The sequence below is a fragment of the Sphingomonas astragali genome, from assembly GCF_051400615.1.
Lineage (GTDB): Bacteria > Pseudomonadota > Alphaproteobacteria > Sphingomonadales > Sphingomonadaceae > Sphingomonas.
In genome coordinates this window covers 1,177,014-1,193,405 of record NZ_JBLFFH010000001.1, presented here as the reverse complement: position 1 = coordinate 1,193,405, position 16,392 = coordinate 1,177,014, and the positions used below count along the sequence as shown (strand labels likewise).

At 70.5% G+C, this 16,392-nt stretch carries 14 protein-coding genes; 5 read left to right on the top strand and 9 right to left on the bottom strand.

All coding sequences use genetic code 11. The features are described 5' to 3' along the window. The first annotated feature begins 11 nt into the window (after window positions 1-11). From ACMGER_RS05895 to ACMGER_RS05885, 3 genes are read left to right on the top strand one after another with little or no spacing between them, the layout of a single operon-like run. Window positions 12-911 (top strand): TPM domain-containing protein, encoded by a 900-nt coding sequence (locus tag ACMGER_RS05895; protein WP_436811163.1) that lies wholly within the window; start codon window positions 12-14, stop codon window positions 909-911. Next, a complete protein-coding gene (locus ACMGER_RS05890) occupies window positions 911-1,579 on the top strand; it encodes a TPM domain-containing protein (protein ID WP_436811162.1) in 669 nt (222 codons plus the stop codon). The genes ACMGER_RS05895 and ACMGER_RS05890 overlap by 1 nt, the downstream gene beginning before the upstream one ends. After that, window positions 1,576-2,109, top strand: a complete 534-nt coding sequence (locus ACMGER_RS05885) for an NUDIX hydrolase (protein WP_436811161.1) — start codon at window positions 1,576-1,578, stop codon at window positions 2,107-2,109. Before ACMGER_RS05890 ends, ACMGER_RS05885 begins: the two co-directional genes overlap by 4 nt. Here the strand turns inward: ACMGER_RS05885 and ACMGER_RS05880 are convergent. Genes ACMGER_RS05880 through ACMGER_RS05865 form a run of 4 tightly spaced genes read right to left on the bottom strand, consistent with a single transcriptional unit; the run spans window position 2,088 to window position 6,258 of the window. Continuing rightward, a complete protein-coding gene (locus tag ACMGER_RS05880) occupies window positions 2,088-2,444 on the bottom strand; it encodes a nuclear transport factor 2 family protein (RefSeq protein WP_436811160.1) in 357 nt (118 codons plus the stop codon). The two genes, ACMGER_RS05885 and ACMGER_RS05880, sit on opposite strands and share 22 nt — an antisense overlap. After that, the gene (locus tag ACMGER_RS05875; RefSeq protein WP_436811159.1) at window positions 2,441-2,725 is read right to left on the bottom strand and encodes an ETC complex I subunit; all 285 of its coding nucleotides are present in this window, start codon (window positions 2,723-2,725) and stop codon (window positions 2,441-2,443) included. The genes ACMGER_RS05880 and ACMGER_RS05875 overlap by 4 nt, the downstream gene beginning before the upstream one ends. A gap of 10 nt (window positions 2,726-2,735) precedes the next feature. Beyond that, window positions 2,736-5,237: an ATP-dependent helicase HrpB gene (gene hrpB / locus ACMGER_RS05870; protein ID WP_436811685.1), complete on the bottom strand. Its 2,502-nt coding sequence runs from the start codon at window positions 5,235-5,237 to the stop codon at window positions 2,736-2,738. A 7-nt stretch (window positions 5,238-5,244) separates the two neighbouring features. Next, the gene (locus ACMGER_RS05865) at window positions 5,245-6,258 is read right to left on the bottom strand and encodes a polyprenyl synthetase family protein (protein WP_436811158.1); all 1,014 of its coding nucleotides are present in this window, start codon (window positions 6,256-6,258) and stop codon (window positions 5,245-5,247) included. Window positions 6,259-6,356: 98 nt separating this feature from the next. Here ACMGER_RS05865 and ACMGER_RS05860 point away from each other — a divergent pair, with 98 nt between their 5' ends. Continuing rightward, entirely contained in the window at window positions 6,357-6,647 is a 291-nt protein-coding gene (locus ACMGER_RS05860) for a chorismate mutase (RefSeq protein ID WP_436811157.1), read from the top strand. A gap of 201 nt (window positions 6,648-6,848) precedes the next feature. Here the strand turns inward: ACMGER_RS05860 and smc are convergent, their stop codons facing one another. Continuing rightward, window positions 6,849-10,256: a chromosome segregation protein SMC gene (gene smc / locus ACMGER_RS05855; protein WP_436811156.1), complete on the bottom strand. Its 3,408-nt coding sequence runs from the start codon at window positions 10,254-10,256 to the stop codon at window positions 6,849-6,851. 294 nt (window positions 10,257-10,550) lie between these two features. On the opposite strand from smc, the gene ACMGER_RS05850 reads away from it, so the two are divergent. Next, window positions 10,551-10,727, top strand: a complete 177-nt coding sequence (locus ACMGER_RS05850) for a helix-turn-helix domain-containing protein (RefSeq protein WP_436811155.1) — start codon at window positions 10,551-10,553, stop codon at window positions 10,725-10,727. A 255-nt stretch (window positions 10,728-10,982) separates the two neighbouring features. Here ACMGER_RS05850 and ACMGER_RS05845 read toward each other — a convergent pair whose 3' ends face one another. The 4 genes from ACMGER_RS05845 to ACMGER_RS05830 are packed head-to-tail and all read right to left on the bottom strand — an operon-like array spanning window position 10,983 to window position 16,361. Next, window positions 10,983-12,911, bottom strand: coding sequence for a TonB-dependent receptor domain-containing protein (locus ACMGER_RS05845; protein ID WP_436811154.1), 1,929 nt, complete (start codon window positions 12,909-12,911; stop codon window positions 10,983-10,985). After that, the gene (locus ACMGER_RS05840) at window positions 12,908-14,191 is read right to left on the bottom strand and encodes a DUF3526 domain-containing protein (protein WP_436811153.1); all 1,284 of its coding nucleotides are present in this window, start codon (window positions 14,189-14,191) and stop codon (window positions 12,908-12,910) included. Before ACMGER_RS05840 ends, ACMGER_RS05845 begins: the two co-directional genes overlap by 4 nt. Beyond that, entirely contained in the window at window positions 14,188-15,627 is a 1,440-nt protein-coding gene (locus ACMGER_RS05835) for an ABC transporter permease (RefSeq protein WP_436811152.1), read from the bottom strand. Before ACMGER_RS05835 ends, ACMGER_RS05840 begins: the two co-directional genes overlap by 4 nt. Continuing rightward, window positions 15,624-16,361 (bottom strand): ABC transporter ATP-binding protein, encoded by a 738-nt coding sequence (locus ACMGER_RS05830; RefSeq protein ID WP_436811151.1) that lies wholly within the window; start codon window positions 16,359-16,361, stop codon window positions 15,624-15,626. Before ACMGER_RS05830 ends, ACMGER_RS05835 begins: the two co-directional genes overlap by 4 nt. Window positions 16,362-16,392: the final 31 nt, after the last annotated feature.

The window sequence follows — 16,392 nt, the reverse complement described above, 5'->3', positions numbered from 1 at the left end:
TGAAAGAAAAAGTGCGGCCCTTCGACAAGCTCAGGGCGAACGGATGGGGAAGGATCGCGGTCCTCTGTGCGCTGCTGTTTGCGCTCGCCTTACCGGCGAGCGCCCAGACCTTCCCCAAGTTCACCGGCCTGGTGGTCGACGACGCCAACGTGCTCCCGCCCGAGACCGAGGCCGATCTCACCGCCAAGCTGGAGGCGCTCCAGCGTGATACGAATCGCCAGCTGGTGGTGGCGACGATCGCCGACATGCAGGGCTATCCGCTGGAGGATTACGGCTATCGGCTGGGGCGTGCCTGGGGCGTCGGCCTGAAGGACGTCAACAACGGCGCCATCCTGTTCATCGCGCCCAACAATCCTGCCGGGCAGCGCGGCCCTCGGATCGAGGTCGGGCGGGGGCTCGAGCCGATCCTCACCGATGCGTTGTCGAGCGTGATCATCAACAACGAGATGATGCCGCGGCTGCGCGAGAATGGTGATATTCCCGGCGCAATGACCACCGGTGCCGATGCGATCATCGCGCAGCTGCGCGCTTCTCCCGACGAGGCCAAGGCGCGCACCGACGCCGCTGTCGCCGAGTTCGACCGCACCCATCGCAGGCACACCTCCGCGGGCGGCGGCTTCCCCTGGCCCGTGCTGCTGCCGATCGGCATCGTGCTGTTCTTCATGTTCGTGGGTGCCGCGAGCAGCCGGCGCGGACGGCGCTATCGCGGCGGCGACGGCGGCAGCGTGTGGCCGATCGTGCTGTGGTCGATCGCCGACGAGCTTTCGCGCGGCTCGCACCGTTCGGGCGGATCGAGCTGGGGCGGCTCCGATTGGGGCGGCGGCGATGGCGGCGGCGGCTGGGGCGGCGGCGGCTTCAGCGGCGGGGGCGGCGGCTCGTTCGGCGGCGGCGGCGCATCGGGGAGCTGGTGATGCATCTGAGCGCCGCCGATCACGACAGGGTCACCGCCGCGGTCACCGCCGCCGAGGCCCACACCAACGGCGAGATCGTCACCGTCGTCGCGCGTCAGTCCGACGCCTATCACGACGTCGCGCTGCAATGGAGCGTGCTCGGCATGGTGCTCGCGCTGGCGCTGCTCGCGACGTTCCCCGGCGCGGTCGAGGCGATCAACGCCCGGCTGTTCGATGCCTGGAGCGGGCCGCACGTCGGCCACCTTATCGCGATCGCGACGGCGCTCGCGACTTTGGTCTATCTGCTTTGCCGCCTGGCGCTCGCCTGGCGTTCCCTGCGGCTGCTGCTGACCCCGGCTGCGACCAAGACCCGCCGGGTGCGTCGCCGCGCGCTCCAGCTGTTCCGCGCCGGCGCCGAAAAGCGCACCGTCGCCGCGACTGGCGTGCTGCTCTACCTCTCGCTGGACGAGCATCGTGCGGAGCTGATCGCCGACGAATCGATCCATTCGAAGGTGCCGCAGGAGGTATGGGGTGCGGCGATGGCGGCGCTGATCGCGGCGGTGAAGGACGGCCGCCCCGGCGACGGCATGGCCGATGCCGTGACGCAGATCGGCCACGTGCTCGCCGAGCATTTCCCGCGCGGCGCAGGCGACGTCAACGAGCTCCCCGACCGGCTGATCGAGCTGTGATCGCCGACGCCGACGCCCCCGAGCAGACGGTCTGGCAGGGCCGCTTCATCGCCGCCAAGACGCGCGGGCGCTGGGAATATGTCGGCCGCGCCGCCGGCATCCGCGCCGCGGTGATCCTTGCGATCGACGATGAAGGGCAGGTGATCCTGGTCGACCAGTATCGCGTCCCGCTCGGCCGCCGCTGTCTTGAGCTCCCCGCCGGCCTGATCGGCGACGAGGACGCCGGCGAGAGCGTCGAGGCCGCCGCCGCCCGCGAGCTCGAGGAGGAGACCGGCTATCGCGCCGAACGAATCGAGCCGCTCGGCGAATTCTGGTCCTCGCCCGGCATGGTCTCCGAAAGCTTCACCCTGGTCCGCGCCCACGGCCTGAGGCGCGTCGGCAACGGCGGCGGAACGGCGGACGAGGGCATCACGGTCCACCGCGTGCCGCTGGCCGAGGTCCCCGCCTATGTCGCCGCCCGCCGGTCGGAGGGCATGGGAATCGACGTCAAGATTCTGGTGCTGCTCGGTCAGCCGCTGCTGATGCCATAGAGCCGTTCGAAACTCAGCCGGTCCCAATAGCCGCGCTGGAGTGCGATCCGGCCGTCCACGACATGGAAGAAGCCGCAGCCTTGAAAGCCCTTCGGATCGCGCCATTCCATCGCCGCCCATTCGCCGTCGGCCATACGGTTGAGCGGAAGGCAATGCATCCAGGGAGCCGCGGAGAATTCGGCGGCAAACATCGCTGCGATCGCGTTGCGGCCGGTTACCGGCGCCTTGGCCACTTGATGATTGATCGCATCGTCATGATAGAGCGTCGCCAGCGCATCGATATCGGCGGCATTGAAGGCCGCGATCCAGCGATCCAGCACTTCGGCCGGAGTCATCGGAAGTTGTCGGCGTAGGCCTGCAGCTTGAGCCTGCGCTCCGGCGCCGGCACGATGTGATAGGGAATGCCCTCCCGCCTGGCATAATCGACCGCTGCCTCCAGCGTCGGGAAGTTGATGCGGAGCTGATTGCGGGTATCGCTCGATCCCGCCCAGCCGGTGAGCGGATCGGGACGCTGCGCCTCGGCGGGCTCGAACTCGAGGACCCAGCGATCGGTGCGGAAACGGCCCGACTGCATGGCGTTCTTCGGGCGCTGGTAGATGCGGGCTGGCTGCGACATGGCCGTCTCCTTATCGCGAGTCGGTGCGGCGTGCATCAGCCTTTTTGGTCCTGAGCGTCGCCGCGGCGCTCGCCGGATCGTCGGGCCAGGGATGCTTCGGATAGCGTCCCCGCATCTCCTTGGCGACCGCCGCCCAGCTTCCGCGCCAGAACCCCGGCAGGTCGCGCGTGGTCTGGATCGGCCGGCCGGCGGGCGAGGTGAGGCTCAGCACCAGCGGCACGCGTGCCATGCCGACGGTCGGATGCTCGGCCAGCCCGAACAGCGCCTGCACCCTCAGCTCCACCTTCGGCCCGCCCTCGGCGTCATAGTCGATCGGATGCGACCCGGCCGGGCTCTCGAACCGCGCCGGGGCGATGCGGTCGATGGTCCGCATTGCGTCCCACCCGAGCAGCCCTTCGAGCGCTTGGGCGAGCCCCTCAACCGCATCGAGCCGTCGTCTGCCGATGAGTAGCGGCAGCAGCCATTCGTCCAGGCGGGCGAGCAGCGCTGCCTCGTCCAGCCCTTCGACTCCGGCGAAGGCTGCGCGGACCCTGAGCGCCTTCGCGCTCTCCGGCCACGGCAGCAGGTCGAGCCCATGCTCGCGGACCCCTTCGAGCAGCGCCGCCTCGATCTCGGCAGCGCTCGCGGCCGAGTCGGGTCCGGAAGCTAGCCGCAGCGCTCCCAGCCGCGTCTCCCTGAGTGCCGTGACGGCGCCCGTCGCCGGGGCGAAGCGCACAGTCCGCCGTGTCTCGATCCGGTCGCCGAACAGCGCCTCGATCGCCTCCAACCCGATCGGCGCGGCGGAGAGGATGCGCGCGCCGGCGGCCATTCCCGCCGTCTCCGCCACCGCCAACCACTCCTGCCGCGCGAGGCTGGACGTGGGATCGAGCCGGAACCCGCGCCCGCCGACCGATGCCCAGCTTTCCCCCGACGGATCGCGTCGTCGCGCGACCCGGTCGGGGAAGGCGAGGGCGATACAGGTGCCGACCGCGTCTAGCCCCCTTCCCCTTGGAGAGAGGGTTGGGAGAGGGGACGGAGTCTCATCGAGACCACGGCCTGCCGCACCGCCCCTCTCTTCAGCGGGGAGGGGGAGAAGCTTCGTCCACCGTTCCGCCAGCTGTCGTGCGCCCTCGGCGCGCTGCCCATGTTCGCTGCGCCAACGCCGGAGACGCACCTCGAGATCGGGATCATTGCCTCCGAGGCCCCGCTCGCCGAGCAGCACCGCGATCTCGGCGGCGGTCCTCGCCAGCCCCATCTCGCCCGCGCGCACCAGCATGTGCCCGAGCCGCGGCGGCAACGGCAGGCTCGCGATTGTCCGGCCATGCGCGGTCGGACGCCGATCGTCATCGAGCGCCTCCAGCGCCTTGAGCCGGCTCCACGCCTCCTCAACCGCGGCCGCCGGCGGCGGATCGAGCCAGCGCAGCGCGCGCGGATCGGCGACGCCCCAGATCGCGGTGGCGAGCGTCAGCGCGGACAGGTCGGCCTCCAGGATCTCGGGCGGATCGAAGCGCGGCAGCCCGGCCGTTGCCGCCTCTTCCCACAAACGATAGGCGACGCCCGGCCCCTGCCGCGCGGCTCGGCCGGCGCGCTGGACGACGGCGGCTTGGCTCGCGCGCTCGGTCACCAGCCGCGTCATCCCCGCCGCCCGGTCATAGCGCGGCCGCCGCGCCAGCCCCGAATCGATCACCACCCGGATACCGTCGAGCGTCAGCGAGGTCTCGGCGATCGACGTCGCCAGCACCAGCTTGCGCGCGTCGGACGGGGCGATCGCGGCGCGCTGGGCAGCGGGATCGAGGCTGCCGTGCAACCGGTGCAGCGCGATGCCGGGCAGCGCGCCGAGCCGTTCGGCGGTGCGCTCGATCTCGGCGACCCCGGGCAGGAAGGCGAGCACGCCGCCCACCTCCTCGCGCAGCGCCTGCCGGATCGCCGCGGCCATCGCTTCCTCGATGCGGCTCTCGGGCGTGCGGCCGAGGTAGCGCAGCGTCAGCGGATGGCTGCGCCCTTCGCTCGCGATCACCGGCGCATCGTCCATCAGCGCCGAGAAACGCCCGCCGTCGAGCGTCGCCGACATCGCCACGAGCCTGAGATCGGGCCTGAGGCCCGCGCGCGAATCCAGCGCCAGCGCCAGCGCGAAGTCGCTGTCGAGGCTGCGCTCGTGCACCTCGTCGAACAGCACCGCCGAGACGCCGGCGAGCTCGGGATCGGCCTGGATGCGGTTGACGAAGATGCCCTCGGTCACGACCGTGACCCGCGTCGCCGCCGAGCGCTTGCTGTCCATGCGGGTCGCATAGCCGAAGGTGCGGCCGACCGGCTCACCGGCCAGCGCCGCCATCCGTTCCGCCGCGGCGCGGGCCGCCAGCCGGCGCGGGCTCAGCAGCAGCACCTCGGCCGTGCACCAGCTTTCCCGGAGCAGCGCCGGCGCCACCGCGGTGGTCTTGCCTGCGCCCGGCGGTGCGACGAGCACAGCGCTGCTGCCCTCCCGCAATGCCTCCAGCAGGTCGGGCAGGACGGCTTCGATCGGAAGCGTCGTCAGGGCAGCCTCAATAGGCGCGGGCCACCGCGAACTCGACCGCCTCGACCATCGCGTCCTTGGCGCTCGACGGCGCGAAGCGGCCGAGCGCGTCGATCGCGCGCTGGCCATAGTGGCGCGCACGCGCCAGCGTGTCGTCGACGGCGCGAGACTGGCGCACGCGCTCGACCGCTTCGGCGAAGTCGGCATCGGCTGCGCGCCGCCCGGCGATCGCGTCACGCCAGAAGCTACGCGCATCCTCGTCGCCGCGCGCGTAGGCCAGGATCACCGGCAGCGTCACCTTGCCCTCGCGGAAGTCGTCGCCCGCGTCCTTGCCCATCGTGCCGGCGTCCGAGACGTAGTCGAGCGCGTCGTCGACGAGCTGGAAGGCGATGCCGAGATTGCGGCCATAGGTGTCGAGCGCGATCTCGTCCGCCTCGGACCGCTCGGCCACCACCGCCGCGATGCGGCAGGCGGCGGCGAACAGCGCGGCGGTCTTGGCGCCGATGATGTCGAGATAGCGTTCCTCGCCCAGCTCGATCTGGCGGACGGCGGTGAGCTGGTTGACCTCGCCTTCGGCGATCACCGCGCTCGCGTTCGACAGGATCTTGAGTGCCTTGAGCGATCCGTCCTCCACCATCAGCTCGAAGCTGCGGCTGAACAGGAAGTCGCCGACCAGCACGCTCGCCGGGTTGCCCCAGATGATGTTGGCGGTGCGCCGCCCGCGCCTCAGGTCCGAATTGTCGACGACGTCGTCGTGGAGCAGGGTCGCGGTGTGGATGAACTCGACCGCGGCGGCGAGCCTGTGATGGCGGTTGCCGGTATAGCCGAGCAGCGCGGCCCCCGCGAGGGTCAGCATCGGCCGCATCCGCTTGCCGCCGCCGGCGATCAGGTGGCCGGCGAGCTCGGGGATCAGCGGGATGTCCGACTGCATCCGGTCGAGGATGACGGCGTTCACCAGGTTCATGTCGTGGGCGACGAGCGCCATCATCGGATCGAGCGAAGGCGCGCGCTTGGCGTCGAGGCGATGAACGGTGGCGCTCATGTCGCCGGCAGATGGCGGCGCACGGAGGGAAACGCAAGCCTTGCGCCGGGGACCGGGGCGTTTCAAAGGCGGCTGGGCATTCGCGCGAGAGGACCGGGATGAGCGACGAGACGCTGCAACGCTATCGCCAGAGCATCGACAACATCGACATGGCGCTGGTGTGCCTGCTCGCCGAGCGGTTCAAGGTGACCCAGGCGGTGGGGCGCTACAAGGCCGAGACCGGCCTGCCGCCGGCCGATCCGAGCCGCGAGGAGCAGCAGATCGCGCGGCTGCGCGCGCTGGCGGTGCAGGCGGACCTCGATCCGGAATTCTCCGAGAAGTTCCTGCGCTTCATCATCGACGAGGTGATCCGCCACCATGAGCGGGCGCGCGAGGCGCGGGACGTTTGAGATCCACGCGAAGGCGCGAAGGGAAAAAAGAATTTGTTCGCGCGGAGGCGCGGAGGCGCGGAGAGACGTCGCCTGCCGCGGGCTTAGCCGCGCAAGCGGCCTTCTCGCCCGGCGCTCGCTGCGGTTGAAAGGTCTCGCTGACGCGAGACGAGCACCAGAGGCGGACCACCTCCGCATCTCCGCGCCTCCGCGTGAACCAAATCATTCCGCCGCCAGCAGCCGTTCCGCGCCGCCGAGGTCGACCGACACCAGCCGGCTCACCCCCTTCTCGACCATCGTCACGCCGAACAGGCGATGCATCCGGCTCATCGTCGCGGCATTGTGGGTGACGATGAGGTAGCGGGTCGCGGTCTCCTCGACCATGCGGTCGAGCAGGTCGCAGAAGCGGTCGATGTTGGCGTCGTCGAGCGGCGCGTCGACCTCGTCGAGCACGCAGATCGGCGCCGGATTGGTGAGGAACAGCGCGAAGATCAGCGCGACCGCGGTCAATGCCTGCTCGCCGCCGGACAGCAGGGTCAGCGACTGGAGCCGCTTGCCCGGCGGCTGCGCCATGATCTCGAGCCCCGCCTCGAGCGGATCGTCCGAATCGATCAGTTCGAGATGCGCCTGGCCGCCGTTGAACAGCGTGGTGAACAGGCGCCGGAAATGGCCGTCGACCGCCTCGAATGCCGCGAGCAGCCGCTGGCGTCCCTCGCGGTTCAGGGTGCCGATCGAGCCGCGCAGGCGATGGACCGCCTGCGTCAGCTCGTCGCGTTCGGCAGCGTTGGTGGTGCTGGCGGCCTCCAGCTCGGCGAGCTCGCTCTCCGCGACGAGGTTGACGGGGCCGATCCGCTCGCGTTCGGCCAGCAGCCGCTCGTGGCGCGCGGATTCGTCGGCGGGCGGGCCGACATCGGCTTCGGCGAACTCGATCCGCTGCGGCAGCAGCGGCGGCGGGCATTCGAAGCGCTCGCCCGACAGGCGGCCCATCTCGACCCTGCGCGCCTCCTGGTTCTCGGCGCGCGCGACCGCGCCGGCCCGAGCCTCACGTGCTTCCGCCAATGCTTCGGCAATGACGCGTGCCGCGGCCTCCTGCGCGCGCACCTCGGCCTCCGCCGCGCGTTCGCCTTCGAGCGCTTGGTCGGCCGCGATGCGCAGCTCGACGTGGCCGGTCTCGACCCGGGCGATCTCGTCGGCGAGCGCGACGGGGCGGGTGGACAGCGTCTGGATCTCTTCCGCCAGGCTTGCCTCGCGCGTGCCCATCTCGGCGATGCGGCGGGCAGCCTCGCCGGCGCGCGACTTCCAGCTCTTCGCCTCGGCCGCGGCGGCGGCGAGGCGCTCGCGTGCGTCGGAGACGGCGCGGTCGTGGGCGGCGCGTTCCGCGCGGGCGGTGGCGACCGCGGCGCGCGCGGCCTCGGCATCTCCGGTCAGCGCCGCGACGCGCGCACGGGTGGCGCCGCCGTCGGGCAGCGCGGCAATGGCGGCTTCGGCGCGAGCGAATTCGGCTTCGGCCTCGGCAACCTCGGCCTCGACCCGCTGGCGGCGCGCATCGAGGTCGGCGCGCTGCGCCTCGGCGCGCTCGAGCGCGGCGGTGGCGCGATCCTCGCCGCGAGCGGCCTCGCGCGCGCCGGCCTCGGCCGAATCGAGCAGCCGCCGGGCGTCGGCGGCGGCGCGGCGCGCCTCGGCGATGGCGGCGTCGATCCGGGCGAGCTCCGCGTCGGCGGCCTCGACCGCGCGCACCGCCGCCGGCCGCGCCGCCTCGATCGCGCGCAGGCGGTTGAGCCGCTGCAGCCGCTCGGCCGCCGCGGCGCCGCCCTGACGCGCGACATAGCCGTCCCAACGCCGCAGCACCCCGGCCAGCGTCACCAGCCGCTGCCCGACGGCGAGCGGGCGACCATCGTCGCTCTCCGCCACCACGATCTGCCGCAGCCGCCGCGTCAGCGCGGCCGGTGCCTTGACGTGATCGGCGAGCGGGCTTGCCGCCACCGGATCGTCGGGCAGCGGCTCGGCGCCGGCCCAATGGCGATCGGCCTTGGCATCGAGCCCTGCCTCGAGATCGTCGCCCAGCGCCGCCGCCAGCGCGCGCTCGTAGCCGGGATCGGGGCGGAGCTGATCGAGCAGCTTGTCCCCGCCCGTCGTCCGCGTCGCCTTGGCCAGCGCCGCGGCCTCGCTGTCGAGCGCGGTGAGTTCGGCATGGGCTTCGGCGCGGGCGCTCTGGGCATGATCGCGTCCGGCGATCGCGCCGCGCTCCTCGGCGTCGGCGCGGGCGAGCGCGGTGCGGGCCTGCTCGGCATGGCGCTGGCATTTGGCGCGCTCCTCGGCGGCGCGCGTGCGCTCGGCCTTGAGCGGCTCGGGGTCGGCGAGCCGCGCCGCTTCCGCCGCCAGCGCGGCCTTGTCGCGCTGGCAGCGGTCGCGCCGCTGGCGTGCGGCGGCGAGGGCGGCGTCGGCGACCCTCGCATCCGCCGCCTCGGCCGCCTGCTCGGCCAGCGCCTGCGCCAGCGCCACCTCGGCGTCGCGCACGCGGCGTTCGGCTTCGGCGAGCGCGGCCTCCAGCGCCGGCAGGCGGTCCGCCCCTTCGGCGATGCGGGCTTCGAGCGCCTTGCTCTCCTCCCCCAGCCGTTCGAGCGCCTCGGCCGCGTCATGCGCCAGTGCGCCCTCGCGCGCGCGGTCGTCGACCAGGCGCTTTGCCGCATCCTGCAGCTCGACCAGCCGCCGCTCCGCGCCTTCGCGTTCGGCGCGAAGCCCGGCGAGCTTGTGCCCCGCCTCGCTGGCCTGGTCGCGTGCGGCCAGCGCCGCGGAGCGCGCGACCACCAGCGCCTCGGTCGCCTTGGTCTGCGCCGCTTCGGCCATGCGCGAGGCTTCGCCGCGCTCGGCGACCAGCGCCTCGGCGGCGGTGGCCTCCGCCTTGGCGGCATCGGCGGCCGCGGCGGCATCGCGCCAGCGCGCGAAGATCATCCGAGCCTCGGCGACGCGGATGGCGGAGGAAAGCGTGCGGTAGCGTTCGGCCTGCCGCGCCTGGCGCTTCAGCGCGACCGCGCGCGCTTCCTGATCGGAGATGACCTCGTCGAGCCGGGCGAGGTTGGTCTCGGTCGCGCGCAGCTTCTGCTCGGCGTCCTTGCGGCGGACGTGCAGGCCGGCGATCCCCGCCGCCTCCTCCAGCATCGCGCGGCGCTCGGCGGGCTTGGCCTGGATGATCGCGCCGATCCGGCCCTGGCTCACCAGCGCCGGCGAATGCGCGCCGGTGGCGGCATCGGCGAAGGCGAGCGCGACGTCCTTGGCACGCACGTCGCGGCCGTTGATGCGATAGGCGGAGCCGGCGCCGCGCTCGATGCGGCGCACCACCTCCAGCTCACCGTCGCCCTCCTCGCCGCTCACCTCGTCGGCGAGGATCGAGACCTCGGCGAAGTCGCGCGGCGGCCGGCTGGCGGTGCCGGCGAAGATCACATCCTCCATGCCGGCGCCGCGCATCGACTTGGCGCTGGTCTCGCCCATCACCCAGCGCAGCGCTTCCAAGAGGTTTGACTTGCCGCAACCGTTGGGACCGACCACGCCGGTCAGTCCCGGCTCGATCCGCAGGTCCGCCGGATCGACGAAGCTCTTGAAGCCGGTGAGCCTGAGCCGCTTGATCCGCATGGCGGCCTAGGATCGGCCGAGATTCGGACGGGCCGCGCGGCTGGGGCAAAAGTGAAGGGAATCGCGCTTCATTCGTCCACCTTGCTCCACTTTGCCCCCGGCTGCGCGGCTGCAGCCCCGGCGCAAGTCAAGCAAAGCAAATCCTATTAGGGAAGCGATTTGTTTAGGCCGCGGCGAGGCCGATGCCGGTCGCACCCCCGTGAGGCCCCGGAGACGGGTCCGCAAGCGCCGGTCGTTGAGTGTGAAAACCGCACATCCGTGGTGCGAAATCGATCCAGCGAGTAAGCGCGAGAGATGAACATCGGCGTTGGAAAGGGGCCGTACATGGCGCAAGAATGCACCATGATCGATCGGGACGACGTCCGTTACTTTCTTGCTGTCGCCCGCAGTGGTTCGGTGCGTGCCGCCGCGGCGCGGCTTGGCGTGAATCATTCGACTACATCCCCGCGATCGTCTAGCCGAATGGCGTGAAGGCGCATCTGATCCCCTTTGGTGGCGGGGCCGCGGAGGCTATTGAACTCTGCGGAATGCGACATGGATGGAACACGGTGCCTTAGAATGGCGGATTTCCGCGACTTTTAGCCGACTCTGACTCCGTCAATCGTGGTTCGAATCCACGCGGGGCATCCATCTCGCTGTCGGATTTCACCGGCTCGCGCTCATTCTTGCGCACTGAGCGATGGGTGGGGGAGCGGGCCGGTGCCGATTCAGCGAAGCTGAAACCGACTAGAAGTCGGCCGCCAGGAAAAGCAGCGCCCGTCGTTTGTCGGTCAGCGCGTAGCTGTTGCTGCCGACGACGTTCCACGCGAAGGCGTCCGTCACGTTGGCGATCTGAAAGCGTAGCGTCGCCGGCGCGTCGCCGATCTTGAAGCGGTAGCGTATGCCCAAATCGACCAGCGTGTAGCTCGGCACGAACACCAGGTTCTCACGCGAGGCGGCGCGGCGCCCGAAGTTTGCGACCGCGCCGTCGATGGAAAAGCCGGGCAGGAAGCCGGGCCGCCATTCGGCGTTGGCGCGCAACACGCGCGCCGGCTGATTGAGCGGAATCTCGCCGACGCGGCCCAGCTCAACCCCTTGCCCGGTGACGCGAGGACGCATGAGCACCGCGCCGGCGATCAGGCTGACGCGGTCGATCGGGTTTCCCGCCAGGCTGATTTCCGCACCGCGGTGACGGACGTCGCCCAGAATGGTGAAGACGTTCGCTTCGTCGGTGTTGAAGTACGGCTTGCGGACGTCGAACACGCCGGCCACCAGCTTCATCCGCTGGTTGAGCGTCCAGCGAATGCCCGCGTCGGCCTGGCTCGTCCGGATCGCCGGCAACGCCTCGTTGCGGTTGGCGGCGTTGATCGGCGCGATCCCGCTCTCTTCGAGGCCGCGCGTGTAGCCGACGTAGAGCGCGACCCCGTCCGAGAGAAAGCCTGCCGCGGCGACATTGAAAAGCCACGGTCGATCGCGTCGCTCCGCATTCGGCACTGCACCCGGCAGATCGACGGTCTTGCGATAGTCGGTCCGCTGCACGCCGACGCTGAGCTCGCCGACGTTGCGCCAGCGTCCTTCATAAGCGACGCCGAAGGTCGTCTGCCGCACCCGGTCCTGCGTCTGCTCGCCAAACCGGAAGGACGTGGGCTCGGGCACCGGCACCGGATCGCCGAGCTCCCGCGGTCCCAGGTCGAGCGCGGGCGCGGCGCCGCCATAGCGGCTGTCGAGCCGACGCGCGCGAACCGATGCGTGCAGCGTGTGGAGCCGCGGTCCGTCCCTGAAGCTCCGGCTGACCCGAAGCTCGCCGCTGGTCGAGGCGTAACGCTGTCCCGGATCCGCGATGACCTGCTCGGTCGTGATGCCGTCGCGGGTGGTGCCGACGAACAGCTCGGCGAAGTTCTGCAGGTTCTCGGCCGAGGAGCGGAAGACGCCCCCCGACACCGCCCAGCGTTTGCCGATCCGCGCCTTGACGATCGTGCCGGCGTTGATGCTGCGGCTGTTCCGGAAGGCCCATTGCTGCCCGAAATAGCGCCGTCGCGGCGCGGGGGGCGGCTCGAAGGCGCCGGCCGCGATGATGGTCGGCGCGACCTGCTCGTCCCTGCCGATCGACAGCGACCAGAAGGGGATGACCTCGACGCCGTCGCTCGGCCGCCAGCGCGGGATGATGGCGAAGCGGCTGTAGTGCGCGTCCGATCCGTCGTAATATTCCTCGTGCGCGTAGGACGCACTCAGCGCGACGCCGAGCCGCCGACCGTCTATCGGCAATTGCGCATCGATCTCGATGGACGGTGCGCCATAGGCGAGGCTTCCCGCCAGAACGCTCACCAGCCGCTGGTCGCCGACGGAGCGCAGGCGATAGTCGACGATGCCCGTCGGCGCGGGAAACGGGTAGCCCTGCGCGCTCAAGCCGACGCGAATGGTCGAGCCCTCGACGAGGCGCTGCGAGATTACGCCCTGACGGTCGATATAGACGCCTTCGATCCGTACGTTGCCGGCCGCCACCGGCGAGAAGCCACGCACCTGGCTTGGCGAATAGAGGCCGATGCTCTCGTTACCGACCGAGGAGCCGAACGCGTCCTCGGCCGCGGTCACCGCATTGTCGTTCGCCCGTTGCGCTGCGGCGGGGGTGACGATGCAAAGGGCGCTCAGCGTGGCGGCGGCGCCACCGAGCTTCAAGTCCTGCTCCCAGCCGCGCTTCCACATTTCCGGTCCGCGAATTTCGGCGCACGGGCGAAATCCTCCTTCCCGAACGGGCGGTCGCGGAAGAGATAGCCGTAGTAGAAGGTCCGGATGCGCTTGTGGAACGCGCGGATACAGTCCTGATAGGCGAGCTGACCCGCCAGATCGGTGTCGGCGAGCCGCGTGAGCAGCGCCTGCACGCCGACCGACGGCAAGACCCAGCCGATCGCTCGGCCGGCGGCATCGCGCGCCTCGAGCCCTTCACGATAGGCGCGGACCTGCTCCGCCACAGCCTCGTCGCCGTTCTGATGGAAGGCGAGATACCATTTGTAGTGGAACTCGTGGCCGAGCGGGGCCGAATCCGCCCACTCGGGATGATTGGCGTAGAAGCGCCGCATCGTGTCATTGCGCGGGATGTCCCAGGCGCGGTTCACCGCCTCGCGTTGCGCGAGCGCGATCTCGGCGCCCTGATTCACCGGGATCGCCTGATTGATCGCGACGTTGGCGAGCGTAGGAACGATCAGCACCAGCACCAGCCAGGCCGCGGCGAGCGTCGCCGCATTGGCGACCGAGCTCCAGCGCAGCCGTCCGATCAGGGCGGCGAGCGCGATCCAGAACAGGAGATAGGCGGCGATCAGCACCAGCACGATCGCCATCGTGCCCGCCGCCACGCCCTCTATCGACGCCGCAAGCGTGAAGGGCAGGCCGAGCACCAGCCAGAGCAGTGCGAAGCGCAGCAGCGTCCTGCGGCGCCAGAGTGTGCGCCCTCCCCTGGGCAGCGCCTCGAGCGCACGCTGTCGTCCCGCCTCGCGCTCGCCCGAAACGAGATCGTGGAACAGCGCGATGACGAACAGCGGCGCCAGGAACACCAGCACGAAGGCGAAATCGAACCGTCCCGGCAAAGCCAGCTCGGGATTGAAGGTATCGCCGTCGTAGATCTGCGCCTCCAGCCCCAGCGCGCGCACGCGCAGGATGTAGGGCGACACGTCGCGCATCCCGAGCGCCGCGAAGGCGAGCGGAGCCGGCGCGTCCCAGGTCGGATGGAAGCTGTAATAGGCGGCGCTGCCGGCGTCCTTGGACTTGTCGACCCAGGCGGCGATCGCACCGATATCCTCGGCCTGTGCGGCTGGAATGGCGGCGATCGCAGCGCGCTGACGCGCGACCTCGGTCATGCCTGCCGCCAGCGCGGCAATGGTCAGCAGGCCGAGCAGCACCAGCGCGATCACGGTCAGGCGCTGACGGAGCAGCAGGCGGAGTTCGTGCGCGACGAGGCTCATCGGCGCTCTCCCAGGCGACGGGTGGCGATCATGAGCAACAGGGCCGCCGCAGCCAGCCAGACGAGGATGATCGCAAGGCCTGGCAAGGCACCTCGCGCCAGATCGGCGCCACGGGGCGCTCTGAACGCGAAGTCGGGCATCGCGGTCCAGTTGCTCGCCCCGACGCGCTTGCGCCGATCCGCATCGGCATCCTGCGCCGTGTCGTCCGCGTAGCTGACATTGTCCGCCTGGAGCTTGTTGAGTCGCTGAACCAGGTCGTAGCGATAGGCCTCGGCCTGTTCCAAGAACCGCCGGTGCCCGGCAAAGTCGGTTCCCGCAGCCGCCATCGACAGCGACCGGATTGCGATGGTTGGACTGAGCAAGCCCGCCGTTTCGACCAGCGCGTTCTGCCGCTCCTGCGCCGCGTAGCTTTCACCGGCATAGCGATCGAACAGCTCGGAGGTCATCCGCTCGCCCTCCAGGCCCAGGATGCCCTTGTAGTTGACGGGCAGGTCCTCGACCCGCGTGACGCCATAGCGGTCGAGCACCGACTGCTTGAACTGCGCGAAGTGCGGATCGTCGGGATTGTGGCTGTCGCCCATCTGCCTGAGGTCGCGGGCGATCGCGATGTCGGTTTGCAGCCGGTTCTGGAGCGGTATAGCCGCGTTTGCGACATCGGGCGCGACGCGTGGCAAAAGCACCACCAGGACCGCCCACAACGCTACCAGCGCAAGCAGCGCGTCACGACTGCGACGGACCAGTGCCGACACGAGCAGGATCACGACCACCCACAACGCCAGATAGGCGAAGTAGCCGAGCGCGATGGTCAGCATCGGCAGCGCGAGCGCGCCGGGCTGGCCCGCGATGAGGACGAAGCCGACCATCGCCGGCAAGCCGGCCAGCAGCGCCACCGCGCCCAGCGCCAGGAGCTTGCCGCCGACCACCTGTCTCCGGCTGACACCCTGCAGCATCAGCAGGCGGAGCGTACCGCGCTCGGTCTCTCGCGCGAGTGCGCCATAGCCAAGGAAGATCAGGAGCAGCGGCGCGACCACCTGCAGCACGAAGGCCGGGGTCAGCTGGCCGAAGCGGACGAGCAACGAGCTCTGCCGAACGTCGCCGAAATTCGCCGTGTTCTGCCGGTGGCCCTCCAGGAACATGCTGTTCCCGGTGAACGCATCTACGCCGGGGTCGAACGCCGCGAGCGGGCCCAACGGCCGGAAGATGAAGGTGCCGTAGTGGACCACGCGATGCGGATGCCGATCCGGCTGCGCATCGAACGCAGCGTCCGCCGCGTGCGCGTGCCGAGCGCGCAGCTCGGCGATGCCGCGCTGGTGCGACCAGCTGCTCGCCACGGCGACAAGCGTCAGCAGCACGAGCAGGACGAAGGCGATCACGGCGACGCGGTTGCGCGTCATCAGCCGCAGCTCGTCGCGCGCAATGAGGCGGGTCGCGCTCATGCTGCGAGCGGCTCCCCGCCGACCTGGAAGCGGGCATGAAGCGCACGCACGTCGAACCGTTCGGGTCCGCTGGCCACGACGTCGTCGGTGACGCGCCCGTTTTCGAGAAATGCGATCCGGTCGGCCACGTCGGCAGCGGAGAGCAGATCGTGCGTCACCATCAGCACTGCCGTGCCGCGATCGCGCACCTGGGCGACTAGCGTATTGAAGTCCGCCGTCGCCCGCGGATCGAGGCCGGAGGTCGGCTCGTCGAGCAGCAGCACCGGCACCCGGCGCAGCAGCGCGACCGCGATCGCCACCTTCTGCCGCATGCCCTTCGAGAAGCCGCCGAGCCGCTGGTCCCAGGCCCGCTCCTGCAGGCCGGCGGCCGCGAACGCCTCGGTGATGTCGCTGCGCGCGTGCCGCTCGCCCGAAAGCGCGAGCAGATACTCGGCATTTTCCGCGGCGCTCAGATGCTCGTAGAGTGCGACATTCTCGGGCAGATAGGCGATGCGGCGGCGCGCCGCATCCGGATCGCTTCCCGGATCGACGCCGCACACCGAGATCGTACCGGATTGCGCACGCACGAAGCCGAGCAGCACCGCGAGCGTCGTCGACTTGCCCGCGCCGTTGCCGCCGAGCAACGCGGTGATGCTGCCCGCCGGTACGGAGAGCGTCAGTCCGCGCAGGACCTCCTGCGCGCCATAAGCGAGGGATACATCCTGCAGCAGGACGGATGCTTGATCTTGCGGCATCATGATCTCCAAATCACGTTTCGCTGACATG

What these genes read in the sequence shown, in the direction of transcription:
- ACMGER_RS05890 (WP_436811162.1), top strand. Translation starts at nt 911, where the DNA reads ATGCATCTGAGCGCCGCCGATCACGACAGGGTCACCGCCGCGGTCACC.
- ACMGER_RS05860 (WP_436811157.1), top strand. Translation starts at nt 6,357, where the DNA reads ATGAGCGACGAGACGCTGCAACGCTATCGCCAGAGCATCGACAACATC.
- smc (WP_436811156.1), bottom strand. Translation starts at nt 10,256, where the DNA reads ATGCGGATCAAGCGGCTCAGGCTCACCGGCTTCAAGAGCTTCGTCGAT.
- ACMGER_RS05835 (WP_436811152.1), bottom strand. Translation starts at nt 15,627, where the DNA reads ATGAGCGCGACCCGCCTCATTGCGCGCGACGAGCTGCGGCTGATGACG.
- ACMGER_RS05850 (WP_436811155.1), top strand. Translation starts at nt 10,551, where the DNA reads ATGAACATCGGCGTTGGAAAGGGGCCGTACATGGCGCAAGAATGCACC.
- ACMGER_RS05830 (WP_436811151.1), bottom strand. Translation starts at nt 16,361, where the DNA reads ATGCCGCAAGATCAAGCATCCGTCCTGCTGCAGGATGTATCCCTCGCT.
- ACMGER_RS05880 (WP_436811160.1), bottom strand. Translation starts at nt 2,444, where the DNA reads ATGACTCCGGCCGAAGTGCTGGATCGCTGGATCGCGGCCTTCAATGCC.
- ACMGER_RS05865 (WP_436811158.1), bottom strand. Translation starts at nt 6,258, where the DNA reads ATGAGCGCCACCGTTCATCGCCTCGACGCCAAGCGCGCGCCTTCGCTC.
- ACMGER_RS05875 (WP_436811159.1), bottom strand. Translation starts at nt 2,725, where the DNA reads ATGTCGCAGCCAGCCCGCATCTACCAGCGCCCGAAGAACGCCATGCAG.
- ACMGER_RS05840 (WP_436811153.1), bottom strand. Translation starts at nt 14,191, where the DNA reads ATGAGCCTCGTCGCGCACGAACTCCGCCTGCTGCTCCGTCAGCGCCTG.